Origin of the sequence: Xanthobacter autotrophicus, assembly GCF_030015065.1 — a bacterium.
Taxonomy (GTDB): domain Bacteria; phylum Pseudomonadota; class Alphaproteobacteria; order Rhizobiales; family Xanthobacteraceae; genus Xanthobacter; species Xanthobacter autotrophicus_D.
In genome coordinates, this window is the sequence record NZ_JAIVFN010000024.1 from 13,933 (window position 1) to 37,872 (window position 23,940).

The 23,940-nt window shown below is 69.6% G+C and carries 24 protein-coding genes; 9 read left to right on the forward strand and 15 right to left on the reverse strand.

Annotated features, from left to right (window positions below):
* Positions 1-3 precede the first annotated feature (3 nt).
* A complete protein-coding gene (locus K9U40_RS07370) occupies positions 4-1,551 on the reverse strand; it encodes an FAD-dependent oxidoreductase (protein WP_282889566.1) in 1,548 nt (515 codons plus the stop codon).
* A 190-nt stretch (positions 1,552-1,741) separates the two neighbouring features.
* Here K9U40_RS07370 and K9U40_RS07375 point away from each other — a divergent pair, with 190 nt between their 5' ends.
* The gene (locus tag K9U40_RS07375) at positions 1,742-2,263 is read left to right on the forward strand and encodes a SixA phosphatase family protein (protein ID WP_282889567.1); all 522 of its coding nucleotides are present in this window, start codon (positions 1,742-1,744) and stop codon (positions 2,261-2,263) included.
* A 15-nt stretch (positions 2,264-2,278) separates the two neighbouring features.
* Positions 2,279-3,733, forward strand: coding sequence for a YcjX family protein (locus tag K9U40_RS07380; protein WP_282889568.1), 1,455 nt, complete (start codon positions 2,279-2,281; stop codon positions 3,731-3,733).
* A gap of 74 nt (positions 3,734-3,807) precedes the next feature.
* Here the strand turns inward: K9U40_RS07380 and K9U40_RS07385 are convergent, their stop codons facing one another.
* The 4 genes from K9U40_RS07385 to K9U40_RS07400 form a co-directional block, all read right to left on the reverse strand.
* The gene (locus K9U40_RS07385; protein WP_282889569.1) at positions 3,808-4,449 is read right to left on the reverse strand and encodes an ABC-type transport auxiliary lipoprotein family protein; all 642 of its coding nucleotides are present in this window, start codon (positions 4,447-4,449) and stop codon (positions 3,808-3,810) included.
* Positions 4,450-4,456: 7 nt separating this feature from the next.
* Positions 4,457-5,380, reverse strand: coding sequence for an MlaD family protein (locus K9U40_RS07390; RefSeq protein ID WP_282889570.1), 924 nt, complete (start codon positions 5,378-5,380; stop codon positions 4,457-4,459).
* Between the two features lie 62 nt (positions 5,381-5,442).
* Positions 5,443-6,249: an ABC transporter ATP-binding protein gene (locus K9U40_RS07395; protein WP_282889571.1), complete on the reverse strand. Its 807-nt coding sequence runs from the start codon at positions 6,247-6,249 to the stop codon at positions 5,443-5,445.
* Between the two features lie 6 nt (positions 6,250-6,255).
* Positions 6,256-7,383, reverse strand: a complete 1,128-nt coding sequence (locus tag K9U40_RS07400; protein WP_414114781.1) for an MlaE family lipid ABC transporter permease subunit — start codon at positions 7,381-7,383, stop codon at positions 6,256-6,258.
* Between the two features lie 375 nt (positions 7,384-7,758).
* On the opposite strand from K9U40_RS07400, the gene dgcA reads away from it, so the two are divergent.
* Positions 7,759-8,745, forward strand: coding sequence for an N-acetyl-D-Glu racemase DgcA (dgcA, locus tag K9U40_RS07405; protein ID WP_282889572.1), 987 nt, complete (start codon positions 7,759-7,761; stop codon positions 8,743-8,745).
* Here the strand turns inward: dgcA and K9U40_RS07410 are convergent.
* From K9U40_RS07410 to K9U40_RS07430, 5 genes are all read right to left on the reverse strand, one after another.
* Positions 8,715-9,914 carry an MFS transporter gene (locus K9U40_RS07410; protein WP_282889573.1) on the reverse strand — a complete coding sequence of 400 codons (1,200 nt, stop codon included), beginning with the start codon at positions 9,912-9,914 and terminating at the stop codon, positions 8,715-8,717. The two genes, dgcA and K9U40_RS07410, sit on opposite strands and share 31 nt — an antisense overlap.
* An 8-nt stretch (positions 9,915-9,922) precedes the next feature.
* Entirely contained in the window at positions 9,923-10,924 is a 1,002-nt protein-coding gene (locus K9U40_RS07415) for a threonine ammonia-lyase (protein WP_282889574.1), read from the reverse strand.
* Positions 10,921-11,988: a glycosyltransferase family 4 protein gene (locus K9U40_RS07420; RefSeq protein WP_282889575.1), complete on the reverse strand. Its 1,068-nt coding sequence runs from the start codon at positions 11,986-11,988 to the stop codon at positions 10,921-10,923. Before K9U40_RS07420 ends, K9U40_RS07415 begins: the two co-directional genes overlap by 4 nt.
* Positions 11,988-12,797: a UDP-2,3-diacylglucosamine diphosphatase gene (locus tag K9U40_RS07425; RefSeq protein ID WP_282889576.1), complete on the reverse strand. Its 810-nt coding sequence runs from the start codon at positions 12,795-12,797 to the stop codon at positions 11,988-11,990. The genes K9U40_RS07420 and K9U40_RS07425 overlap by 1 nt, the downstream gene beginning before the upstream one ends.
* Positions 12,798-12,995: 198 nt before the next feature.
* Positions 12,996-13,565 carry a LysE family translocator gene (locus K9U40_RS07430; protein ID WP_282889577.1) on the reverse strand — a complete coding sequence of 190 codons (570 nt, stop codon included), beginning with the start codon at positions 13,563-13,565 and terminating at the stop codon, positions 12,996-12,998.
* 218 nt (positions 13,566-13,783) lie between these two features.
* On the opposite strand from K9U40_RS07430, the gene K9U40_RS07435 reads away from it, so the two are divergent.
* Entirely contained in the window at positions 13,784-14,632 is an 849-nt protein-coding gene (locus K9U40_RS07435) for a fumarylacetoacetate hydrolase family protein (protein ID WP_282889578.1), read from the forward strand.
* A gap of 28 nt (positions 14,633-14,660) precedes the next feature.
* On the opposite strand, the gene K9U40_RS07440 is transcribed toward K9U40_RS07435, so the two are convergent.
* From K9U40_RS07440 to K9U40_RS07460, 5 genes are all read right to left on the reverse strand, one after another.
* Complete coding sequence (locus tag K9U40_RS07440; RefSeq protein ID WP_282889579.1) at positions 14,661-16,325, reverse strand: SDR family oxidoreductase; 1,665 nt, start codon at positions 16,323-16,325, stop codon at positions 14,661-14,663.
* Positions 16,318-16,725 (reverse strand): thiol-disulfide oxidoreductase DCC family protein, encoded by a 408-nt coding sequence (locus K9U40_RS07445; RefSeq protein ID WP_282889580.1) that lies wholly within the window; start codon positions 16,723-16,725, stop codon positions 16,318-16,320. Before K9U40_RS07445 ends, K9U40_RS07440 begins: the two co-directional genes overlap by 8 nt.
* Positions 16,726-16,792: 67 nt before the next feature.
* Positions 16,793-17,914, reverse strand: a complete 1,122-nt coding sequence (locus K9U40_RS07450; RefSeq protein ID WP_282889581.1) for a carboxylate-amine ligase — start codon at positions 17,912-17,914, stop codon at positions 16,793-16,795.
* Between the two features lie 253 nt (positions 17,915-18,167).
* The gene (locus K9U40_RS07455) at positions 18,168-18,896 is read right to left on the reverse strand and encodes a 16S rRNA (uracil(1498)-N(3))-methyltransferase (RefSeq protein ID WP_282889582.1); all 729 of its coding nucleotides are present in this window, start codon (positions 18,894-18,896) and stop codon (positions 18,168-18,170) included.
* Between the two features lie 476 nt (positions 18,897-19,372).
* The gene (locus K9U40_RS07460) at positions 19,373-19,765 is read right to left on the reverse strand and encodes a c-type cytochrome (protein ID WP_282889583.1); all 393 of its coding nucleotides are present in this window, start codon (positions 19,763-19,765) and stop codon (positions 19,373-19,375) included.
* A 190-nt stretch (positions 19,766-19,955) separates the two neighbouring features.
* Here K9U40_RS07460 and K9U40_RS07465 point away from each other — a divergent pair, with 190 nt between their 5' ends.
* The 5 genes from K9U40_RS07465 to K9U40_RS07485 are packed head-to-tail and all read left to right on the forward strand — an operon-like array spanning position 19,956 to position 23,916.
* Positions 19,956-20,615 (forward strand): aspartate kinase, encoded by a 660-nt coding sequence (locus K9U40_RS07465; protein ID WP_282889584.1) that lies wholly within the window; start codon positions 19,956-19,958, stop codon positions 20,613-20,615.
* A complete protein-coding gene (locus K9U40_RS07470; RefSeq protein ID WP_282889585.1) occupies positions 20,612-21,193 on the forward strand; it encodes a flavoprotein in 582 nt (193 codons plus the stop codon). The genes K9U40_RS07465 and K9U40_RS07470 overlap by 4 nt, the downstream gene beginning before the upstream one ends.
* A gap of 1 nt (position 21,194) precedes the next feature.
* The gene (locus K9U40_RS07475) at positions 21,195-22,613 is read left to right on the forward strand and encodes a DUF6513 domain-containing protein (RefSeq protein ID WP_282889586.1); all 1,419 of its coding nucleotides are present in this window, start codon (positions 21,195-21,197) and stop codon (positions 22,611-22,613) included.
* Positions 22,610-23,179, forward strand: a complete 570-nt coding sequence (locus K9U40_RS07480) for a DUF447 domain-containing protein (protein WP_282889587.1) — start codon at positions 22,610-22,612, stop codon at positions 23,177-23,179. Before K9U40_RS07475 ends, K9U40_RS07480 begins: the two co-directional genes overlap by 4 nt.
* On the forward strand, positions 23,176-23,916 hold the full coding sequence (locus tag K9U40_RS07485; protein ID WP_282889588.1) for a (5-formylfuran-3-yl)methyl phosphate synthase: 741 nt from the start codon (positions 23,176-23,178) through the stop codon (positions 23,914-23,916). Before K9U40_RS07480 ends, K9U40_RS07485 begins: the two co-directional genes overlap by 4 nt.
* The last annotated feature ends 24 nt before the right edge of the window (positions 23,917-23,940 follow it).

The window sequence follows — 23,940 nt, forward strand, 5'->3', positions numbered from 1 at the left end:
AGATCAGGGTCCGCGCGGACGCCGGGGCGGAACCTCCTCGTCCGGCTCCGGGCGCGGGCGACGGCGCCGGGCGGGCTCCGCCGCCGCGCGGGCGGCAAGGCCAGAGGCCCAGCCCGAGGCCGCATGCAACGCCGCCCGCGCCGCGTGGCGCGAGGCCGAGGTCGCCGCCGCCATCCCCCGCCGCGGCAACGCTGCGGGGGCAGCAAGCACGGCGGGTGCCGACACGGGAGGAAGCGCCCGCGCATCCGCGACGTCCTGTTCCGGCGTCGGAACCGCATCGTCCGGCGCGGGTGCGATCGATGCCGCGATCTTGTCCATATGCAGGCGCGCCGCGAGCCGCACGTGCCAATAGCCGGCGAAACGCGCCACCCGGCCGGCCCATCCCCGGAGCGGCACTGCGGCAAACGGCTGGAGCAGGGCGATGCGGTCGTCCTTCTCGGCCATGGCACCGGCAATGAGGCGGCCGGCGAGGAAGCCGTGGCTCATGGCATCGCCGGCCGCGGCGAGGGCATACCACACGCCCCGCTCGCCCTCGTGCACCAGCGGCATCCCGGCGGGTTCCGGCAGCAGGCGGCCGGCGGCCCCATCCGTGAGGCTCGGCCCCACCGGATAGATCTCGGCGGCGTGGCGGCGCAGCACCCGCGCCGCGCCCACCCGCGTCATCACCCGGGTCGCGGTGGCGGCGGCAAGGGTCATGCGGTCCCCGTCAAAGTGGTAGCGCAGGCCGGTGAGCCCGGCTTCCTCGACCATGCCCGCAAAGGGCACGTCGAGCCCCGGCAGGCGGAAGCCGCCATAGACCCACGGCGCGCGCGGCAGCGGAGCCACCTTCGGCCCCAGACGGGCAAAAGCTTCGGGCCCGGTAATGGCAACCTGGAAGGCGCGGACGCGCCAGCCCTCGGTCGTCAGATACTTCCTGAGCCCCTTCAGGTCGGCGGAGAGTGCCCCCTCCACGGCAAGCGGGCGCACGCCCGCCGCCACCACCTCGGCCTCCAGCGCCGTCTTCAGGGCCGCGGGCGAAACCCGCTCGGCCGGGACCACGCCGAGGCCGGCGGCGAACACGTTGGTGCCGAGCAGCGCCGCCACGTCCTCGGCTCCCACCAGCACGGTGGTGTCGGGCGCCAGCTCCTGCCGCAGCTCATACTCGCGCAACATGGCCTCCGCCGCATGGGGGCGGGCCACCGACAGACGCCCGCGCGGCCCCACCTCGACGCCGGCGTGGCGGGCGAAGGCCAGAGCCCGCTCGGCCGCCTGCGCGGAAAGGATGAGAAGCTCCTGCGCATCGTGACGCCCGACGCGATCGACGAGGGTCGCGGTGGGCATGGCGAAGCCGGGGGCGAGGATGCCATCGAGGGGCAGCGGACGCTTGGCCGCAAACGTGAGCAGGATGACATCCCGCCCCCGCCGTGCCAGATCTATCGCAATGGCGAGCCCCGCCACGTCGTCGCCGACGACGCAGACGTCGCAATCATAGGTGCGCTTCAGCGCCGTGCCCGACCGCTCCCGGTCGGTAACATCCTGCGCCGCCGCGCGGGACGGGGCCGTTTCGATCATGAACACTGTCCGTTGGCACCCGCCTAAATTGGTGCCCTCCCGCTTGAGAAACCGTTTATTTGCGGCGCTCTCGTGACATTTCGTCCAGCCTCGGGGGATGGGCGTGACCCTGCGGCGCGGGCATTCCTGTTGCACTGCACACGGTGCCTAAGTCATAAGGAGCGGCGTTTCGTTGATTGGTTTGGAGCCCATGCGCCGTCTCATATTGCTGCGCCATGCCAAGTCCGACTGGCCGGATGGCATCGCCGACCCCGAGCGCCCGCTGGCCCAGCGGGGGCGCATGGCGGCGCCGCGCATCGGTACCTACATCGCCCATGAGCAGTTGGTGCCGGACCGCGTGCTGGTTTCCCCTGCCCGCCGCACCCGCGAGACCTGGGACCTGGTGGCGGCCCAGCTGCCTCCGGTGAAGGTGGTGGCCAGCGAGCCCCGCATCTACGACGCCGCCACCGCCAGGCTCCTCTCGGTGGTGCGCGAGCAACCCAGGGAGGCGCACAGCCTGATGCTGGTGGGCCACAATCCCGGCCTCCAGGACCTCGCGGAGATGCTTGTATCCTCCGGCGCGGCATCCCATCTGTCGAGGATGGCAGAGAAATTCCCCACCGGCGCCCTTGCAGTCATTGATCTTCCCGTGGACGAGTGGTGCGATGTCGCGCCCGCCACGGCGCGGCTCGACCGCTTCGTCACCCCGCGCGAGCTGCCCGGAAACGACTGATCAAGGAGCGAGCCTTTGGCGCTCTTCACCGACGCCATGGACGAGGCGCTGATCGCGCTGAAGGCCTTGGCCGACCGCGTGGATGGCATCGCCCATCCCACGCTGCGCCTCGGGGTGACCGGCCTGTCGCGGGCCGGCAAGACCATCTTCACCACCGCCCTCGTCCATGCGCTCACGCGCGGCGGCCGCCTGCCCGTGTTCGAGCCGCTCCAGTCCGGCCGCATCGCCCGCGCCGAGTTGCAGCCGCAGCCCGACGATGCGGTGCCGCGCTTCGCCTATGAGGACCATCTGAAGACATTGGCTGAGGCGCGCGCGTGGCCCTCCTCCACCACGCGGGTCAGCGAGCTGCGGCTCTCCATCCGCTACGCCACCGCGCGCGGCAGCCTGCGCACCCTCACCCTCGATCTCGTGGACTATCCCGGCGAGTGGCTGCTCGACCTGCCGCTGCTGGACATGAGCTATGCCGACTTCGCCCGGCAGAGCCTCGCCCTCGCCCGCGCGCCGGCCCGCGCGGAGGTGGCGGCGCCCTGGCTCGCGGCGGTCGCGGCCGCCCCCGCGGACGGGCGGGAGGACGAGGCGAAGGCCCGTGAGGTGGCGGGCCTGTTCACCCAATATCTGTCCGCCTGCCGCAGCGAGCGGCTGGCCATGAGCCTGCTGCCGCCGGGCCGCTTTCTCATGCCCGGTGACCTCGAAGGCTCGCCGGCGCTGACCTTCGCGCCCCTCGACGCAGGCGGCGACGCAGCCAGGGCGGGCAGCCTCGGGGCGATGATGGAGCGGCGGTTCGAGGCCTATAAGAACGCCGTGGTGCGGCCCTTCTTCCGCAACCACTTCGCCCGTCTCGACCGGCAGATCGTGCTGGTGGACACCCTCGCCGCGCTCAATGCGGGACCGGCGGCGCTGGCCGACCTGGAACGGGCGCTGGATGGCATCCTCGCCGCCTTCCGCACCGGCCGGAACAGCCTGGTGAGCACCCTGTTCCGGCCGCGCATCGAGAAAGTGCTGTTCGCCGCCACCAAGGCCGACCACCTGCACCGGGAGAGCCACGACCGGCTGGAGGCCATCCTCGCCCGCCTGGTGGAGCGCGCCCGCGCCCGTGCCCACGATCAGGGCGCGGCGCTGGATGTGGTGGCGCTTGCCGCGATCCGCGCCACCCGCGAGGCGCGGGTGCGGCGCGACGGACATGAGCTGGACGCCATCGTCGGCACGCCGGAAGCGGGACAGGAAGCGGCGGGCCACCGGTTCGACGGAACCGAGGAGGTGGCGGTGTTCCCCGGCGACCTGCCGGCCGATCCGGATGCGCTGTTCGATCCCTCGGGGGCCGGCTTTCGCGGCCTCGCCGGCGGCGTCGAGGGAGATGCGGACTTCCGCTTCCTGCGCTTCCGGCCGCCTGCCGGGATCGGCGAGGGGGCCATCCCCCACATCCGGCTCGACCGGGCGCTGCAATTCCTGCTGGCCGACCGCCTGGCTTGAGACAGGATCGGGCGCGCGGCCGAAACGCCGGCGCCGGGGCGGAGCACCCTCCGGGCGCCGTCCCACCCGGCCTGTCAGAACCGGGCTGACGCCCAGCGCACCATCTGCACCAGCACCTGTTCCTGCGCCGTATCGAGCGCTGCGGTGGCCACCGGGCCGGCGGTGGAGGCCGCCGGCACCGCCGCCTTGAACACCTGCGCCGCGAGGATCCGCCCGCTCTGGGTGCCGATGAGCTTGGCCGACAGCTCCACCACCGCCACCGGCCCCTGGTCGGTGATGCGCAGGGCGAAGGTGCGGATGTCGATGACCAGCTGATAGTCCGCATTCACCCCGTCGCCGGGACGGGCGACGCGGCGCAGCTTGCTGGCATTCTCGAAGGCCTGGATGGTGCGCGCCTGAAGCAGAGCCGGAAGGTTGTCGCTCCACTGGGCGTCGGCGAGGTACGCCACCTGGCCCGGCCCCGGCTCCACCATCACCTTGTCGGTGTTGAGCACCGCGAGCGCGGTGGGCGCCACCACCACCAATTGCCCGGCCCCCCTGCCGCCCGCCGTGAAGCCGGCGGGGGCCGAGAGGTTATAGGTGGGGGTGGGCGTCGAGCCGCATCCTGCGAGGCCGAGGACGAGGACCGCGCCGAACAGGAGGGCGGCGATCGGCGGCACGGTACCGGCCCTGGAAGCGGAAAGGCGAGCGAGGCGGCTCCAGCGAACGAAAGTCATGATCGGCTCATCGCCCGTATTTCGGAATGGAGTTGCCGCCGCCGAAAATGAACTGCTGCGGATTGCGCTCGATGTTCTTGAGCACGCGGTCGATCTCGTTGAGGGTGCGGCGACCGTCGGTGGCCAGCGCCTCGTATTGCTTGAGGCCCGGGCCGGTGAAACGGCTGATCTGGTCGGTCAGGAGCGCCGTGCGCTGGTCCAGATTGTCGGCGAGCTTGCGGACCGAGGATGCGGCGTCGGTGGCCTGCATCAGCAGGCCATCCTTGTCCTCGGTGGCCTTCTGCAGGTTCACCACCACCCGCTCCACCTTCTCGGCGACGCCGTTGAGCTGCTTGACGAGGGCGTTGGACTGCTCGATCAGGCTCGCCACGTCCTCCGACTTCGACGCCACCGCCTTCGAGAAGGTGTCGATGTTGGCGATGATGTTCTTGATATCCTGCGGGTTGATGGCGTCCAGCACCACCTCGATCCTGCGGGCCACGCCCTGGGCCGAGGCGAGGAGCCCGGCCATGCCTGCCCCGCCATCCGCGGAGATGCGCGGGACGCCGTTCGGTCCCAGCGGGAGGGGCGGGGCGCCGGGCTGGCCGCCGCGGATGGAGACCACGACGATGCCCGTCAGCCCCTGGGATTCGAGGCCCGCCTTCGCGTCCGACAGCACCGGCACGTCATTGTTGATGGCGACCCGCGCCAGCACCTGCCCCGGCTGGCCCGCCACAAGCCCAAGTCCCGTCACCTGCCCGACCGGAATGCCGTTGAAGAGGACATTGTTGCCCTGGCGCAGGCCGGCCACCGAGCCGTCGAAGACGATCTCGTAGGGCTTGCGCGCGGTGGAATCCTGCGGTCCGGCGAACCAGTATACGAAGCCGAACGCCGCGGCGAGCACCGCGAGCGTGAAGGCTCCGATAATGGTGTAGTTGGCCCGTGTTTCCATGCCTGATCCCGGCTCCGTTCCGACCTTGCCCCCGCCGTCCGGTCCGCTCCCCTAATGCTGTGTCATCGGCGCGCACCCTGCACCGCCCGGGCCCGCGTGCCATGAAAATAGGCCCGCAGCCAAGGGTGCTGTTGCGCCATCATGTCCTCGATGGTGCCCTGGGCGATCACCTTCCCATCCGCCAGCGCGGCGATGCGATCGCACACGGTATGCAGACTGTCGAGATCGTGGGTTACCATGAAAACCGTAAGCCCCAAAGTCTGTTGCAACGTGCGGATGAGCTCGTCGAAATCGCCGGCGCCGATGGGGTCGAGGCCCGAAGTCGGCTCGTCGAGAAAGAGGATTTCCGGATCGAGGGCCAGCGAGCGGGCGAGCGCGGCGCGCTTGATCATGCCGCCGGACAGCTCCGACGGCAGCTTCTCCGCCACGTCGCATTTCAGGCCCACCATCTCGATCTTGGTATAGGCGATCTCGTCCAGCAGGCGCTGGGACAGGCGCAGATTCTCCCGCAGCGGAAACTGGATGTTCTGCTTCACCGTGAGCGAGGAGAACAGCGCGCCCTGCTGGAACAGCACGCCCCAGCGCCGCTCCAGCGCCGAGCGCTCGCGCTCGGAGAGGTCGTCGAGATTCTGGCCGAACACCTCCACCGTCCCCGAGCGCTTGGGCACCAGGCCGAGGATGGTGCGCGTGAGAACGGACTTGCCGCCGCCGGAGGTGCCGACGAAACCCAGGATCTCGCCGCGATACACGTCGAGGTCGAGGTGGTTGAGAATCACCCGGTCACCGAAGCCGACCACGATGTCGTGGACGGAGATGATCGCTTCCCGGTGGCTGTCCGCCTCGGCGGTGGTGGAGGTGCGCGCGTCCATGCCGCCTCACATGTCGATCGCGGCGAAGAACATGGCGAACACGCCGTCCATCACGATGACGAGGAAGATGGCCTTCACCACCGACGCCGTGGTGTGGGCACCGAGCGACTCGGCGCTGCCCCCCACCCGCAGGCCTTCGAGACAGGCGACGATGCCGATGGTCGCCGCCATGAAGGGCGCCTTGATCATGCCCACGTTGAACTGGTCCATGTCGATGGCGCCCTTGAGGCGGTTTAGGAACACCTCGGGCGTGATGCCGCCATAGCCCCATGAGACCAGCCCCGCCCCCAGCAGGGACGACATGGAGCCGATGAAGGTGAGCAGCGGCAAGGCGATGATCAGCGCCAAAAGGCGCGGCACCACCAGCACCTCCACGGGATCGAAGCCCATGACGCGCAGGGCGTCGATCTCCTCGCGCATGCGCATGGAGCCGAGCTCGGCGGTATAGGCGCTGCCGGAGCGGCCGGCGATCATGATGGCGACGATGAGCACGCCCAGCTCGCGCAGCACCAGCACGCCCACCATGTCCACCACATAGATGTCGGCACCGAAGCGGCGGAAGTTGAAGATGCCCTGCTGGGCCAGGATGCAGCCGATGAGGAAGGTGATGAGCACGATGATCGGCACCGCCCGGAAGCCGACCCGGTCGAGCTGGTTCACCATGGCGGTAAAGCGGAAGCTGCGCGGGCGCAGCAGCACCCGCCCCATGGCGGCCACCGAGGCCCCGACGAAATTCAGCAGCGCCGCGGCATCGGCGGCGACATTCACCGTCTCGTGGCCGAAGCGCTCCAGGATCGCCTCGTGGCGCCGGGCCGGCGGGGGCGGCTCCTGCCCCGTGCGGCCCATTTCCTCGATGAGCACCGTGTAGCGCGGGGCGAGCCCCTTCACCTGCGGCTCGATGCCCGAATCCTTCCAGGAGCGCTTCAGCCGCTCGAACAGGAGGGCGCCGAAGGTGTCCATGCGCTCGACGGCGGCGAGGTCGATCTCGACGCCCTTGGGATGGGCATAGGTGCTGACGGTATCATCAACCGCCTGCTCGAGCTCGTCGGCATATTCGGATGTCCATGCGCCGCGCCCGGCCACGGTGAGCAGGTCGTCCTGGCTATGCACGGAAATCAGGGAGGCGTGGGGCAACGCTCGGTCTCCATGGGGGCGCCGCGAAACGGCGGGGCGCCGGCCTGTCCTCTCGTCCTGGCGGGTCCGGGCCCGGCATCGCCGGCCCGGGGCCCCGCCCCGACTTGCGCTCTCGCCCCGCCGGGCTGCGATCCGGTTCCACGCGAACGCAGAAATCGCAGCCTTAACTCTTTTTCGCTCTTTCGACCTCTCCTGCTGCGACGCAACACACAGCGGATCGTGCGCCCGTGCGGGCACTTTCGAGCGACGGCACGGGCAGTTGGTTAAGCCATACAGACAACCGCGCGTCGCGTCGAGATCACGAAGGACACACCCGGCCGGTATCCGTTTCGCCCCCGCGAAGCGGACGGCGGAATCGGATATTAAGCTTAACCCATGGCCCAACTTGCCCTCAGCATCGAGCGCTTTCCCATCGCCGGCACCTTCACCATCGCCCGCGGCTCCAAGACGGAGGCAGTGGTGGTGGAAGCGCGCCTCACCCATGACGGCACGACCGGGCGCGGGGAATGCGTGCCCTATGCCCGCTATGGCGAGACGGTGGAAGGCGTCGCCGCCGCCATCACGGCGCTTGCCCCCCGGATCGCGGCGGGGCTCGATCGCGAGGCGCTGCAATATTGCCTCCCGCCGGGGGCCGCCCGCAATGCCCTCGACTGCGCCTTCTGGGACCTCGAAGCCAAGCAATCGGGCATGGCGGTCGCGGAGCGCGCCGGGCTGGGCGCGCTCCGCCCGCTCGTGACCGCCTTCACGCTCAGCCTCGATGCACCGCAGGCGATGGCGCAGGCCGCAGCCGCCGCGGCGCAGGCTGGCCGGCCCCTGCTCAAACTCAAGCTGGGCGCGCCCGGCGATCGCGAACGGCTCAGGGCGATCCGCGCCGCGGCGCCCGAGGCCCGCCTCATCGTGGACGCCAACGAGGGCTGGAGCGCCGCCGACCTGCCGGCGCTGCTCGATGCCTGCGCCGCCGCCGGCGTCGAGCTGGTGGAGCAGCCATTGCCTGCCTCGGACGACCGCATGCTGGCGCGCATGGAACGCGCGGTGCCGGTCTGCGCCGACGAGAGCGTCCACGACCGCGCGGGCCTCGCCACCCTGCGCGAGCGCTACGACGCCGTGAACATCAAGCTCGACAAGGCCGGCGGCCTCACCGAGGCGCTGGCGCTGGCCGAGGCGGCCGAAGGGCACGGCTTCCGCATCATGGTCGGCTGTATGCTGGCCTCCTCCCTCGCCATGGCCCCTGCCCTCCTGGTGGCGCAGCGGGCGCAGGTGGTGGACCTCGACGGCCCGCTCCTCCTCGCCCGCGACCGCATGCCGGGGCTGCGATACGAGGGCGCCGTGGTCTATCCGCCGGAGCCGGAGCTGTGGGGCTGAAGCCGCGCGGCAAGGATTGCGGCCAGGGCGCCCACAAGCCCGACGGCGGCCGAGGCGAGGAAGGCGAGCGGCCCCAGGGCGGCCCAGAGCGGGCCTGACGCGACGTTCGCGCTCGACATCAGGATGCTGCCGATCCAGGCGGCAGCGGTCTGCCCGGTGCCGGAACGATGCTCGCTGACACTGCGCCCCACAAGCTCCACCATGGCGAGGAAGGTGGCAGCGAAGGTGAAGGCGTGCAGCAGTTGCAGCGGCACCAGCACCACGAGCGGCGGGTCGAAGGCCATGGCCGAAAAGCGCACCACCGCCGCGACCCCGCCCATGGCGATCAGCGCATGGGGCCCGAAGCGGACCACCAGGCGGGTGCCGAAGCGGAACAAACCCATTTCCGCCGCCACCCCGATGGCCCACAGCACACCGATGGCGGTGAGGGAATAGCCCTGCGCCTTCCAGTTCACGGTGGCGAAGGCATAAAGCGTGGCATGGCTCGCCTGCACCAGCGCCGCCGCGACGATCCCGGCCAGGAGGCCCAGCCGCGCCCGCCGCCCGGCGACCGGCGCAGGCCGGCGCTCGGGCCGCGGCAATTCCGGCAGGGCGAAGGTTGCCAGGACATAGGCAAGCTGGCCCGCCAGCATCATGAGCACCACGGAACTGGCGCCCAGCAGGCCGAGCAGCGCCCCGCCCACCAGATTGGCGACAAGGAACGCGGCGGAGCCCCATTGCCGGGCCGATCCATAGTCCGCTCGCCCCGCCCGCGCCTGACGGGAGGTGTAGGAATCCAAAAGCGACAGGCTGGGCATCCAGGCCAGGGCCGTAAAGGCCAGCGCCACGAGGATGCCGAAGAACTCAACCGACACCGCCAGCGCCGCCATGCCGCCCGCCGCCGCCAGGGCGAGCGCCACCAGCATGGCCTTGGGCCGGCCGAGCCGGTCGGAGAGCACGCCGAGGAGGGGCGTCGAGACGAGGCGCGCCAGCATGGGCACCGCCAGGGCGACGCCGATGGCTTCCGGCCCAACGCCGCGGTCCTGCAGCCACAGGGGCAAATAGGGCACCTGGATGCCCATGGCGAGGAAGAAGGCGGCATAGGTCCCGCTCAGGCGCAGCCCCAGCGGGGGCAGCGGCGGAAGGCCGGGCCGGATCCCGGTTTCCTCGGCCTGCGCCTGGTGCGCCACGCCGGGCCTCAGGCGGTGAGGCAGCGGATGAAGGTCTCGGGCTCCACATTGCCGCCCGAGAGCACGATGGCCACCGTGCCGCCGGAGACGCCGAGCCGGCCTTCCAGCAGGCAGGCCAGCGCCACCGCGCCGCCGGGCTCCACCACCAGCTTCAGCTCCAGGAAAGCGAAGGCCACCGCCCGCGCCACCTCGGCGTCGGTGACGCTGGCGCCCTCGCCCACCAGCGGGCGGGTGATCTCGAAGGTCAGCGCACCCGGCGTCGGCGCCAGAAGCGCGTCGCAGAACGAGCCGGAGGGCTCGGCATTGCGCTCGCGCACGCCGGAACGGAAGGAGCGGGCGTGATCGTCGAAGCCGGCCGGCTCGCAGGCCACCACCCGGGCGCCGGGCGCGCGGGCCTTCACCGCCAGCGCGATACCGGCGACGAGGCCGCCGCCGGAGACGTTCGCCGCCACCAGGTCCGGGACAAGGCCCAGGGCGGCAAGGTCCTGCGCGATCTCCAGGCCCACCGTGCCCTGCCCGGCGATGATGTGCGGATCGTCATAGGGCGGCACCATGGTCGCGCCGCGTTCCTGCGCGATGGCGCGGGCAATGGCGTCGCGATCCTCGGTGCGGCGGTCGTAGCCCACCACTTCGGCGCCGAGCGCCCTGGTGCGATCGCGCTTCAGGGCCGGCGCATCGTGGGGCATCACGATCACCGCCGGCATGCCGAGCAGCTTCGCGGACGCAGCCACCCCCTGCGCGTGGTTGCCGGACGAGCAGGCCACCACGCCGGCCGCCCGGTCCGCCTCCGGGATCTGCACCATGCGGTTGTAGGCGCCGCGGAACTTGAAGGAGCCGGTGCGCTGGAGCGTCTCGGGCTTCAGGAACACCCGCGCGCCGGTGCGCTCGCTGAGGACCGTGGAGAAGACGAGGGGCGTGCGAACGGCGACGCCGGCGAGGCGACGGGCAGCGGCCTCCACGTCTTCAGCGGTGGGAATCGGGGCGGCAGCAGGATGAAGTTGGGCGCTCATGCGCCGGACGCTATCCGACGCCGGCGGCGAAGGCGATAGCGTCGCGCGATGGGACCTATGTCGTGGGCGATGAGCACATTGTCGAGGAACTGGCGGGCGCTCTCGCGCCACGTGAAGCGCAGGGCGAAGCGCCGCGCCGCGGCCGGCGACAGTTCCAGCGCCTTGAGGCAGGCGGTGCGCAGGTCATTGTCGAGGATGCCCACCGTCTCGGTGGCGTCGGCCAGCACGTCGGTGGGGCCGGTAACGGGATATGCCGCCACCGGAAGGCCGCTCGCCAGTGCCTCCAGCAGCACGATGCCGAAGGTGTCGGTGCGCGAGGGAAAGCAGAACACGTCGCAGGCCGAATAGACCTGCGCCAGATCCTCCCCTTCCTTCGGCCCGAGGAAATGGACCTTGGGGAAGCGCTCCTTCAGGCTGGCCAGCGCCGGGCCGCCGCCCACCACCACCTTGGAGCCGGGCAGGTCCAGTTCCAGGAACGCCTCGATGTTCTTCTCCACCGCCACCCGGCCGACGAAGAGATAGACCGGGCGAGGCAGGTTCAGGGTCGCCTCGGGGCGGGGGCGGAACAGCTCCGCATCCACCCCGCGCGACCAGCGCATCAGCCGCTTGAAGCCCCGTGCCTCGAGGTCGCGCTCCAGCGTGGCGGTGGAGACCATGACGCCGCCGCCCGCATTGTGGAACGAGCGCAGCCAGGCATAGGTCAGCCGCTCCGGCACCGGGGCCCGGGCGGAGAGGTATTCGGGAAACTTGGTGTGATAGGACGTGGTGAAGGTGCGCCGCGAGGCGATGCAGGCCCGCCGCACCAGCATGCCGATGGGGCCTTCGGTGGCGATATGGACGAAATCCGGCTGCATGGCCTCGATCCGCCGCATGATCATGCGCGGGGTGGCCAGCGCCAGGCGGATCTCGCTGTAGCTGGGCATGGGAATGGTGCGGAAGCCCTGCGGGCTCAGGAATTCCAGCTCCGCCCCGAGCGCGGCGGCTTCCCTTGCGGTATGCTCCAGGGAGCGCACCACGCCATTAATCTGTGGATGCCACGCATCGGTGGCGACGAGAACCCGCATCAGGCCGCCGCGCGCGCCCCCTCGACCATGTCCCGCTCCCCGGCGGGGGCCTTCTCGAGATGCCGCGTCCAGCAGATGATCTCAAGGCGACCGTCTTCATATTCGGCGATGGCGGTGCAGCTTTCCACCCAGTCGCCGCAATTGACATAGCGCACGCCGAACTGGTCGTGAATGACCGCGTGGTGGATATGGCCGCAAATGACGCCGTCCACCCCATGGCGCTTGGCCTCGTCGGCCACCGCCTCCTCGAACTTGCCGATATAGTTGACGGCGTTCTTCACCTTGAGCTTCGCCCACTGGCTCAGCGACCAGTAGGTCAGGCCGAGCCGGCGGCGCGCCTTGTTCACATAGGTGTTGATGGTCAGCGCCGCGGAATAGGCCCAATCGCCGAGGAAGGCGAGCCACTTGGCGTGGCGCACCACCACGTCGAACACGTCGCCGTGGATCACGAGATAGCGCTTGCCGTCCGCCGCCTCGTGGATGGCGGTTTCCACCACCTCGATGCCGCCGAAATGGGTGCCGTAATAATCGCGCAGGAATTCGTCGTGGTTGCCGGGCAAGTAGACCATGCGCGTGCCCTTGCGGCCCTTGCGCAGCAGTTTCTGCACCACGTCGTTGTGCTTCTGCGGCCAGTACCAGGAGGATTTCAGCCGCCACCCGTCCACGATGTCGCCCACCAGATAGACGGTGTCGGCCTCGTGATACTTGAGGAAATCGAGGAGGAGTTCCGCCTGGCACCCCTTGGTGCCGAGATGGACGTCTGAGATGAAAAGTGCGCGGAAGCGGCGCGCTTCGGGACTGTCGCTCACGCAATCACCTCCCGCTTGACCTGCCGTTGGGGTACCTTCCCGCCCGGACAGGCGACTTGCGACGGCCTTTCGACGTCGAAGTCTCACCAGCTGACCTTGCGCCTTGAAAGCGCAGTCCGGACTTAGCCGGAGTCTCGTTTCCTTTTTATGACGCCTGCGCGAAAAACGGAAGCGCAAACGCTCATCCGCGCGCCATGATTAGAAAAAGAGCAGTAATACGCTGGCGGCTACGGAGGCGGCTAATAGTCCATTGACGCGGCGGCGCAGCTTTTCCTCCGACAGCAGCTGCGACAAGGCGACGCCGAACAGGGCCCAAAGCGCCAGAGATGGCAGCGCCGTCACCGAAAATACCAGCGCCAGCATGAGAACCTGCGCCAGGACATCTCGCGCAGGATCGACGAAAGTCGGAATGACGCTGAGGGCCACCGTCCACGCCTTCGGATTGACCCACTGGAAGGCAGCGGACCCGAGGAAGGTGGGTGCCGACTCAGCCCCATCTTCCCCTGCGTCCGGCGCATCGGCATGGAGCAGCCCCCAGGCCAGGTAGAGCAGGTAGGCCGCGCCGGCGAGCTTGAGCACCAGGTGCAATGCCGGCAGCGCCACGAACAGGCCGCCGAGCCCCATGCCGATGGCGATGACCAGCAGGGGAAAGCCCGCCGCCACGCCCAGCATCTGCGGCAGGGTCTGCCGGAAGCCGAAGCGCGAGCCGGACGCCGCGGCGATCAGATTGTTCGGACCCGGCGTGACGCTGGCGGCGAACGAGAACATGATGAGAGGGAGCAACTGGTCGGTCATCGGGCACGGTTCGGGGCATGGCCTGCATTTTGTTGGCTTCCCACCATTGACCAATGCCCGCGTCCGCGCCAGCGTGCGCACCCGGCGAGCGACCGCGCGCCGCACGCGCCGGAGCACGCACCGACCGGATTGATGCAATCCGATCGGATCCGGTTCCAGACATTCAATGATACCATTAGGGAGTTTCACCGATGAAGCTGGTCCGCTTCGGGGAAAAAGGGCAGGAAAAGCCGGGTCTAATCGATTCAACCGGCAAGGTGCGCGACCTGTCCTCGATCATTCCCGACCTCGCCGGCGAGGCGCTCTCGCCCGCCAGCCTGAAAAAGGTCGCGGCGGTCGATCCGGCCTCCCTGCCGCTCGCCCCCGAGGGCGTGCGCCTCGGCTCCTGCGTGGCGCGGCCGGGCAACTTCGTCGCCGTGGGCCTCAATTTCGCGGACCACGCGGCCGAGACCAACAATCCCATCCCCGAGGAGCCCGTCCTCTTCAACAAGGCGCCGAACTGCGTCGTCGGCCCCGATGACGACGTGATGATCCCCAAGGGCTCGCTGAAGCTCGACTGGGAGGTGGAACTGGCCTTCGTCATCGGCACCCGCGCCCGCTATGTGGAAGAGCAGGACGCCCTCGCCCACGTCGCCGGCTATTTCATCTGCAACGACGTGTCCGAGCGCCACTTCCAGATCGAGCGCGCCGGCCAGTGGGCCAAGGGCAAGGGCTGCGAGACCTTCGGCCCGCTCGGCCCCTGGCTCGTGACCACAGACGAGCTCACCGACACCTCGGACCTCGCCATGTGGCTGGAGGTGAACGGCGAGAAGGTGCAGAACGGCTCCACCAGGACCATGATCTTCCGGATCCCGTTCCTGGTGCACTATATCAGCCAGTTCATGGTGCTGGAGCCCGGCGACGTGATCACCACCGGCACCCCGCCCGGCGTCGGCCTCGGCTTCAAGCCGCCGCGCTTCCTCAAAGCGGGCGACGTGATGCGCGTGGGCATCGCCGGCCTCGGCGTGCAGCAGCAGACCGTGGTGCCGTTCCAGCTGTGAGGGGATCGAGGCTGATGGCAGAGCGCCGTCAGCCTCGCTCGCCGTCCGGCACGAGCCAGCCCCGGTAACGGATGATGGGGCCGACGAGAGGCAACGCGATGGCTACGTCGAAGCAGGCCCGCCCGGCCGCGTCCAGGCCCTCGCAACTGGTGCTGGTGGGCAGCAGGGCCCGTGGCAACGGCACGCCCGCGAGGCGGCCACCAACGACGGGATACCAGAGACCGCCGTCGCGGATGGCCAGTCCGATGTCGAAACTGAGCAGTCCGAAACGCTCGCGGACGCCGGGACCCGTCGTATTGCGGGTCAGGTGGGAGCGGAATCGCTGACCGGCGAAGTCCCTCACCCAGACTTCCCCGCTGCCTCGGCGCTCCATGGTCACCGCGACGCGGACAGCGCCCCCGGCCCGCGGAAATCGCATCACGGCCCGAACGAGCCGAGCGAACAAGCCGGGACCGTGAGTGACCTCAGCTTCCCCGTACCACCGCCGTACATCTATCACCGCATGCAGATCGACCAGCGGTGGCGGAAGCAGGCGAAGATCCGGCCCGAGCGCCTTGGCGAACAGCAGCGGCATTGGCCGCTTTGCCCGGTGCGTCGCAAGGTTCAAACCCGCCATCAGCGCCTCGGCGTCCGCGAGCGGAAACTCCGCCACGCAGGCCCGCGCTCCGGGCTCCACCTTGCCGTCGCGGAGGCGGCGATAGAGAACGCGGGCGGGCAAAGCCGGCACATGCGGCCCGTCCCCGGCACCGGCAATCAGAACCCATTCGCGCAGTTCCATGTCTGCGGCCGTGGTCCGGCCCACGACACACACGCGCATGCCGCCGGTATCGGAGCCGAACGGCTCCAGGCGCTCGGCGACCCATTTCAGCAGGCGCGCCAGCGGCGCAAGGCTGCGCACCAGTCCCCATCGCACCGGAAGCGACAACAGCAGGAGTCCTCCGTGCATAAGCTTCAACTCCAGCCCCGCCCGGAACAGGACAGAGCGGGCGCGGAACCTTGGAGGAAACAGCGCGAGGTCCGGCGCAGCGTTATGGCTCGCCCAACGTCCGGTGACGCGCGTCCCGCCTCCGGGGTCGAGGGTGACGCGCTCAAGGCCACTCCATCCCGGAACGGATACGAACCGGCCACCCCGCCAGACGGAAAGGGGCTGCCCCGCCTGACCGACGATGGCGCGGATCACCGACAGGCCACGCGGCGCACGGTTGCCGGGCAGGATCACACTCTCGATCACGTGGATGTCCGCCATGCCTTCGGCAAGCTCGGCCACCGCGGATGACGACAGAGCCGGCACGCTCGACACGCCAGACAGCACGGTCCGACCGGCAGCGCGAGCGGCCGCGTCGAGGCCCGTGATGCCCGCGGTGAAGTGCGGATCGTCGGACAGGTCCAGATAGTGGGCGCCCGCCGCCAGCGCAGCCTCGGCGAGGCGGTAACATTCCGGCCCGTAATTCTGGAAGGGGCCGGCAACGTCAATCACCACGGACGGCCCGACATCGCGTACCCGCGCCGTCAAATCGGCATCGTCGCGGTCAAGCCGCAGGGGTCGGCCACCGTAGCGGACGCAGAAAGCTTCGGCAGCGCGCATGTTGCGGCCCGCGACAACGAGGTCCACGCTCGCCTCGCCGGCAAGGCCCATGCAGATGCGTGCGCCGAAGACGCCGTAGCCCCCGACGACGAGGACGATGTCACTCAAGGAACCGTGCTCGCAGTTCCGGGGATGGCGGGGCGCAGGCGCGGCGCCCGAACCGGTAGCGGTTTCGCGCGATGACGTCGTAGAGCCGATCCGTCAGGCCGGCCGGCAACCACCCGAGCGGCTGGAACACAGCCCAAGGCCAGCCGATGGTGCCCATCGCCGCCGCGAAGGCCCGCATCCGGACATGGGCGCGTCCATTGACCACGACGATGTTGGTTTCCATGAGGTCGGGATCGAGCCCGTAGCGGCGGTACAGCGCGCGGCCGGTGTCCGATTGGGCGACGACGAAGCGGAAGCGCTGCTTGCGGTCGCACCGCACGATGAACCGCGCGAAGCCCGAGCAAAACAGGCACGCGCCGTCGAAGACGATGAGATCCTGGTCGGGCGGAGGGGCGCTCATGGAATGCCGTATGGAGGAGCCTTCGGGCATCCTAGGGATGGACGGGCGGCCCGTCCATCCGCCCCCCTCACTGCAGCGTCGCGTTGGCGAGCCAGGTCTTCACCGCGTCGAGGGCCTCGTTGCGCTTGCCGGTGCGGTGCTGGGCCTCCTGGAAGACGGCGAGCTGCACGTCGGCGCTGGTGCCCGCCTCGGCGATGGTGCGCACATGCAGCAGCGCGTCGAGGCAGCCGAGCGCCTCCGCATCCTCCGCCACCAGATGGACGAGCCCGTCCACCGCATCGCGCACCGCCACCGCGCGACGCTGGGCGAGATCCACGAACGAGCCGTGGATGCCGTAGCGCTGGGCCCGCCACTTGTTCTCATCGGCGATGGCCCGGTCCACCGTGCCCACATCCTTGTTGTGGTGCCGGTTGCGCACCAGGAAGCGCACCAGCGCGCGGTAGAGCGCCGCGATCGCCACCGTGTCCTCGATGCGGGTGCAGCTGTCGGGGGCACGCAGTTCCAGTGTGGGCAGCTGGCGCGAGGGGCGGATCGCCCACCACACATAGCTCGAATCGGTGATCGCACGGGCCTCCACCATGGCGTCGAGATAACGCTCGTAGGTGGCGCTGTCCTCGAACATCTCGGGCAGGCCGGTGCGCGGTAATTCGTCATAGGCCGCCAGCCTGTAGCCCATGAGCCCGGTCTGCTTCGCCCCCCAGAACGGGGAGGAGGTGGACAGGGCGATGAAATGGGGGATGTAGGGCACCATGCGGCGCATCACATCCACCCGCTCGTCGGGGTCGGGCAGCTCCACATGCACGTGCAGGCCGCACACCATGTTGCGCTCGCCCAGCATCTTCAGGTCGTTCATGACCCCGTCATAGCGGTTGGCCCGGGTGGCGCGGACACCGTCCCAGGTGGCGGTGGGATGGGTCCCGGAGGCGATGACCCCCAGACCGTGCTCCGCCGCCACATCCGCCACCGCGCGGCGCAGCCCCTTCAACTGGTCGAGAGCGCTGCCCGTTCCGGTGGTGGGGCGGGTCGCGATCTCCAGCTGCGACTGGAGCATCTCCACCGAGACGCTGTCGCCAAGACGCTCCTTCAGCTCGTCGAAAAAGCCCGAGGGCATGCGCCTTTGGACCGCTTTCGTCTCCGCGCCGACGACGAAGAACTCTTCTTCGATTCCGAAGCTGTAATCGTGCGACACGCAGGCCTCCCGCAGATTTTAGCCCCGAAGGCGAGCCTATAACGCCCGACCAACGGCTAAGTTCCGGACAGACTGGCGCAGAATCCGACCAAAATGGGGCACCGCGCGGATAGATTTATCAGCCTATGCTTTCAATACTTTAACGCAATGCAGCGAAAATCGAATCACTTGTTTGGAGCAAATGCAAAATGCAACTGACTTTCTTGCACCAAAAATGGGAACAAATCGGCGCACCCGGCGTTTAAGGCGCCCGTCAGCCGCCTCGCGCCGCCCCCACCAGGGCAAGAGCCGCCACCGCCGCGGTGTCCGCCCGCAGGATGCGGGGGCCGAGGGACAGGGTGACCGCACGCGGAGCGATGCGCGCGCGTTCCTCCGGGCTGAAACCGCCTTCCGGCCCGATCAGCACGCTGACCGGCCCTTCCGGCGCCGTGCGCAGAGCGTGGATGGGATCGTGATCGGCCGCCGCCTCGTCGCAGAAGACGAGCACCCGTCCGGTGGACAGCGCATCGAGCCATTGGGCGAGCGGGCGCGGCTCGGCCACGCGCGGCAGGCTGAGGATGCCGCATTGCTCCGCCGCTTCCACCGCATTGGCGGTCATGCGGTCGAGGTTGATGCGGGACACCTGGGTGTAGCGGGTGAGGACGGGAGACAGCAGGCCGGCGCCCATCTCCACCGCCTTCTGCACCATGTAGTCGAGGCGGGCGTGCTTTAAGGGGGCGAAGGCGTATTCCAGCGTCGGGGCGGCCGGCTGGGGCCGCACCTGGGCCGTCGCCTCCAGGCGCACCTCCCGCTTGCCGCCGGCCACGCGGGTGGCGCGCCACTCGCCGTCGCGTCCATTGAACAGCAGCAGATCCTCGCCCACGGCGAGACGGATCACGTTGGCGACGTAATGCGCCTGCTCCGGCGCCAGCAGAACGGCGGCACCGGGCGCAAGATCGGCGTCCACGTAAAGGCGCTGCGCACGGAAATCATGGTCGGGCATGGGGTGCTCCTCCGATCCGGGAGGGACACCACGGGAGGCCCGCGCTTGGCAAGAACGGACTGGCAAGAACGGACTGGCGAGACGGGACTGGCGGGGTTCGCCGCACAGGGGCAGGCCTGCGCCGTTCCGCCGAGATGGCATGCGCGGATACGGACATACGGCAGGAACAGGCGGGGCCCGAGGGGCCGCCGCCTGCCGCCCCCAGCCTTACGGGTGGATCGCGAGCCCTGACCGGCACAACCCTTGATGGCTGAGGCTCAGCTGGATTTCATCCCCCAAATGCGGGATGCGGTATCATCGCCCGCCCGCTAACGGCGGGCGGACGGCCAATATCGCGGATGGCTTCCAGATCTTGGGCTTTCGCGCATTCATGCCGAATCGCCTTCCTGAACGCCAAACTGTCCGCGCAACAACGCAGGGGCGCGTCTCCATTCAGCCCGGCGACCCCGCCTGTGGAACGGATCGCGCCCCTGGCCTCACTTCTTGCTGCCGTCGGCGTTGAACTGGGCGAGGAAGGCGATGAGATCCTTGCGCTCGTCCTCGTTCTTGATGCCGGCGAACGCCATCTTGCCCTTGGGCGCGAGCGCCTTGGGATTGGTGATGTAGGCGTCCAGGGTGGCCTCGTCCCACACCTTGCCGGCGGCGGCGCCGTCCTTGATGTCGGCGGAATAGGCATAGCCCTCGAAATGCGCCCATTTGGCGCCGACGATGCCGTTCAGGGGTGGGCCCACCTTCGCCTTGGCATCGGGACCCACGGCATGGCACGCCATGCACTTCTTGAACGAGGTCTCGCCCTTGGCCACATCGGGATCCGCAAGGGCCGAGCCGGTGGCTGCGAGGACAAGAACCGAAGCCAGAATGAGACGCATAAAGCTTTCCTCTCTGAACAGGCGCGAGCGGGATATTCTATTCATATATCCGAATATATGAAAATACCCACGCGCCGCGCAAACCCTTGCTGCAGCGCACAAAACTCCTCCATTGGAGGTGGCGCCGCGCCTCCTTAGCATGACTCCAGCCAACCCACCGATGCGACCTTGAGCCCGAGCGGGAGACCACGTGACCATCATCGTGAAGATCGGCGGCAGCCTGACGCGGGACGCGGCGCCACGCCGCCTGCTGGCCCGCCTCGCCGCGGAAGGAGGGCTCGTCGTGGTGCCGGGCGGCGGGGCGCTGGCCGATCAGGTCCGCGCCGTTCAGCCGCAGTGGGACCTCTCGGATGCCGCCGCCCACCGCATGGCCCTGCTTTCCATGGAGCAGATGGCCCACGCCATGCGCGATCTCGAACCGCGCCTCCTGCCCGCCCGCGACCGTGCGGAACTCGCGGCGGCGGTGGCACGGGGCGCCGCCCTGTGGTTCCCGGCCGCCATGACGCTCGGCCGCCCCGACATCGCCGAAAGCTGGGACGTGACCTCCGACAGCCTCGCCCTGTGGCTCGCCGCCGAGATGGGGGCGGAGCGGCTGGTGCTGGTGAAGGCGCCGGGCACACGGATTCCCGCGCCTTTGCCCGCCCCGTCCGGCGGCCGCGCCGCCGACATCGCCGCCTGGACCGCGATGGGGCTGGTGGATGCGGCCTTTGCGACCATGGCGGTCCGGTTTACAGGCGATATTCTGGCCATCCCCGCCGACGATGGGGACCGGCTGGACGCCGCCTTGCGGGCCAAGGGGCGCGCCGCCGCGATAAACGAGGAAACGAAGGAAGGCTCGCGCCTGTCATGACCGCCAAAGCGCCCCGGGCGAAGTCGCCGCGCTGGGCCTGGGCCCTCACCGGCTCCGGGCACTATTTCACGGAGAGCATCGAGATCATCCGCGAGCTTCAGGACGTGGACCTGTTCATCTCGGACGCGGCCGACGAAGTGCTGCGCATGTACAAGCAGGACAAGGAGCCGCTGCCCGAACAGACCCAGGTGTTCCGCGACAACAGCGCGTCCTCCGCCTCCATTGGCCGCTTCTATCACGGCGAGTACCATACCCTCGTGGTCTCCCCCGCCTCGTCCAACACGGTGGCGAAGGCGGTGCACGGCATCTCCGACACCCTCGTCACCAATTGCTTCGCCCAGGCCGGCAAGTGCCGGGTGCCGGCCATCGTGTTTGCCTGCGACAGCATGCCGGAGATGATCACCATGGCCCCCGAAGGTCCGGTGCCCGTCTATCCGCGCCGCATCGACCTGGAGAACACGCGCCTGCTCAAGGAGTTCGAGGCCACTGTGGTGGCCGAGACGCTGGACGAGCTGCGCGCCGCCATCGCCCGCCGCCGGGCGGAGCTTGCAGCGCTCTTCCCCACCCCGGCCGCCTGAGATGGCCGAGCGCGTCGCCCTTGTCACCGGGTCGCTGGCCGAGCCGCGCATCCGCCGCATCGCTCAGGAGATCGCGGACGAGGCGCTCGACCCGGTGGTGGTTAATGTGGGCGTGAAGGTTGCGGCCTTGATGACGGCGGAGATCGTGGAACGGCGCCTCAAGCTGCCGGAGCGCATCGACCGCGTGCTCATGCCCGGCCGCTTCCGGGGCGATCTCGACCGCCTCGCCGCCCGCTTCGGCCTGCCGTTCCTGCGCGGGCCGGAGGAGGCGGCGGACATCCCCGCCTATTTCGGCAAGGGCCGCGGCGGCGCCGTCAGCCTCGACCGGCAGGACGTGCTGCTGTTCGCCGAGATCGTGGACGCCACCCGCCTCACCATCGACGAGCTTCTCACCCGCGCCCGCTTCCTGAAGGGCGAGGGCGCGGACGTGATCGACCTCGGCGCCCTGCCCGACAATCCCTTCCCCCATCTGGAAGAGGCCATCGCCGCGCTCAAGGCGAACGGCTTCAGGGTGAGCGTTGACAGCTTCGACCCGCAGGAGCTGGCGCGCGGCACCCGCGCCGGGGCCGACTATCTCCTCAGCCTCAACGAGCACACCCTCGCCATCGCCGAGGAGGGCCCTGCCGTTCCGGTGCTGGTGCCCGCGCAGGCGGGGGACCTGCCCTCGCTCCTGCGAGCCATCGAAACATGCGAGGCCAGGGGCAGGCCCTTCCTCGCCGATCCCATCCTCGATCCCATCCACCTCGGCTTCACCGCGTCACTGCTGCGCTACGCGGAGCTGCGGCGGCTGAAACCGGACATCCCCATCCTCATGGGCATCGGCAACGTCACCGAGCTGACGGACGCCGACACCACCGGCATGAACGCCTTGCTCATGGGCATCATCTCCGAGCTACGGCTGAATGCGGTGCTGGCGGTGCAGGTGAGCCCCCACTGCCGCACCGCCGTGCGCGAGTTCGACCGGGCGCGGCGGGAATTCTTCGCCGCGCGGGAGGCGGGCGCCCTGCCCCAGGGCTTCGGCGGCGGCCTGATGGCCCTGCGCGACCGGCGCCCCTTCACCACCACGCCGCAGGAGGTGGACCGCCTCGCCGGCACGGTGGCCGACCGCAACTTCCGCATCGAGGTGACGGAACAGGGCATCCACGCCTACAACCGCGACGGCCACCACGTGGCGCAGGACCCGTTCGACCTCTTCCCCCACCTCAAGGTGGAGGACGACGGCGCCCACGCCTTCTATCTCGGCGTGGAGACAGCGCGGGCGGAGATCGCCCTGAAGCTCGGCAAGCGCTACGCCCAGGACGAGCCGCTGAAATGGGGCGTGGCGGGCGAGACCTCCGCCAGTGCCGAGGATGCCCACCGGTTGACTTTCAAGGAAGCGGGCTCGACCCTTTCCGCAAAGAAGAAAGGCGAAGCCACGTGATCCGGGAGACCATCGTCACCACCCAATCGGCCTCGGGAGAGCCCCATGTGGCGCCCATGGGCGCGACCCTCGTGGAGGGGGGGTACCTGCTGCAGCCGTTCCGGCCCTCGCGCACGCTGGACAACATGGCGGCGCTCGGGGTGGCGGTGGTGAACTTCACCGACGATGCCCGCATCTTCGCCGGCTGCATCACCGGCCGGCACCGCTCCTGGCCCACCGTGCCCGCCACCCGGCTCGACGGCGCCGTGCGCCTCGACCTGTGCCTTGCCCATGACGAGGTGGAAGTGACGCGGATGGAGGACGACCCCACCCGCCCGCGCTTCTTCTGCCGCATCGTCCATCGCGAGCAGCACGCCCCCTTCCTCGGCCTCAACCGGGCGGTGGCGGCGGTGCTGGAAGGCGCCGTGCTGGTATCGCGCCTGCACATGATGGACCCCGAACGGGTGGACCGGGAAATGAACTACCTCTCCATCGCCATCGAGAAGACCGCCGGCCCCGCCGAGCGCGAGGCCTGGGACTGGCTGTGCGAGACCATCGCCGACCATCGGGCGCGGGCGGCATCATGACCTTGCATGTATCTGTTCCCGCGGCGGCACGCCCGGGCCTGCTCGCCTCCGTCGCCGATCTCGCCGAGATGGAGGTGGCGCTCGGCGCCGGCGCCGACATCGTGGACCTGAAGAACCCGGCCGAAGGCGCGCTCGGCGCCTGGGGGGAAGCCCCGCTGCGGGCCGCCGTCGCCCGCTGGCGCGCGGCGGGCTGCGTCACCGGTCTCAGCGCCACCGTGGGCGACCAGCCCCTCGATGCGGCGATCCTCCTGGCCGCCGCCCGGCGCACCGCCGCAACCGGCGTGCCGCTGGTGAAGATCGGCTTTCCCCTGCCCGCCGAAGGCCCCGGAGCGGCGCTGGCCCCCGTCCTCGACGCCCTTGCGCCGCTGGCGCGCGAAACCCGCCTCATCGCCGTGCTGTTCGCCGACCAGCGCCCGGACCTCGCCGCCCTTCCCCATTTCGCCGCGGCCGGCTTCCACGGGGTAATGCTGGATACGGCGGACAAGACGGCCGGCGGCCTCCTCGCCCATCTCGGCGTGGAGCGCCTCGCCGGCTTCGTGGCAGAGGCCAAAGCGGCCGGCCTGCTCACCGGCCTTGCGGGCTCGCTGAAGCTTGAGGACATCGCGCCTCTGGCGGCGCTTAAGCCGCACTATCTCGGCTTCCGCGGCGCCCTGTGCGCCACCGGGCGTACCAGCGCGCTCGATCCGGTGCGGCTCGCTCGGGTGCGGGAAGCGCTGAAGGGGCGGGTGACAGCTTAAGCGTCGCCCACGGCCACGGGTTTC

Bases quoted from the DNA above. Each gene is read 5' to 3' on its own strand.
- K9U40_RS07395 (WP_282889571.1), bottom strand. From the start codon at position 6,249: ATGGACGCGCGCACCTCCACCACCGCCGAGGCGGACAGCCACCGGGAA.
- K9U40_RS07430 (WP_282889577.1), bottom strand. From the start codon at position 13,565: ATGTTCTCGTTCGCCGCCAGCGTCACGCCGGGTCCGAACAATCTGATC.
- dgcA (WP_282889572.1), top strand. From the start codon at position 7,759: ATGGCCCAACTTGCCCTCAGCATCGAGCGCTTTCCCATCGCCGGCACC.
- K9U40_RS07475 (WP_282889586.1), top strand. From the start codon at position 21,195: ATGGCCGAGCGCGTCGCCCTTGTCACCGGGTCGCTGGCCGAGCCGCGC.
- K9U40_RS07460 (WP_282889583.1), bottom strand. From the start codon at position 19,765: ATGCGTCTCATTCTGGCTTCGGTTCTTGTCCTCGCAGCCACCGGCTCG.
- K9U40_RS07375 (WP_282889567.1), top strand. From the start codon at position 1,742: ATGCGCCGTCTCATATTGCTGCGCCATGCCAAGTCCGACTGGCCGGAT.
- K9U40_RS07370 (WP_282889566.1), bottom strand. From the start codon at position 1,551: ATGATCGAAACGGCCCCGTCCCGCGCGGCGGCGCAGGATGTTACCGAC.
- K9U40_RS07485 (WP_282889588.1), top strand. From the start codon at position 23,176: ATGACCTTGCATGTATCTGTTCCCGCGGCGGCACGCCCGGGCCTGCTC.
- K9U40_RS07455 (WP_282889582.1), bottom strand. From the start codon at position 18,896: ATGCCCGACCATGATTTCCGTGCGCAGCGCCTTTACGTGGACGCCGAT.
- K9U40_RS07435 (WP_282889578.1), top strand. From the start codon at position 13,784: ATGAAGCTGGTCCGCTTCGGGGAAAAAGGGCAGGAAAAGCCGGGTCTA.
- K9U40_RS07415 (WP_282889574.1), bottom strand. From the start codon at position 10,924: ATGAGCGCCCAACTTCATCCTGCTGCCGCCCCGATTCCCACCGCTGAA.
- K9U40_RS07445 (WP_282889580.1), bottom strand. From the start codon at position 16,725: ATGAGCGCCCCTCCGCCCGACCAGGATCTCATCGTCTTCGACGGCGCG.
- K9U40_RS07470 (WP_282889585.1), top strand. From the start codon at position 20,612: ATGACCGCCAAAGCGCCCCGGGCGAAGTCGCCGCGCTGGGCCTGGGCC.
- K9U40_RS07385 (WP_282889569.1), bottom strand. From the start codon at position 4,449: ATGACTTTCGTTCGCTGGAGCCGCCTCGCTCGCCTTTCCGCTTCCAGG.
- K9U40_RS07420 (WP_282889575.1), bottom strand. From the start codon at position 11,988: ATGCGGGTTCTCGTCGCCACCGATGCGTGGCATCCACAGATTAATGGC.
- K9U40_RS07390 (WP_282889570.1), bottom strand. From the start codon at position 5,380: ATGGAAACACGGGCCAACTACACCATTATCGGAGCCTTCACGCTCGCG.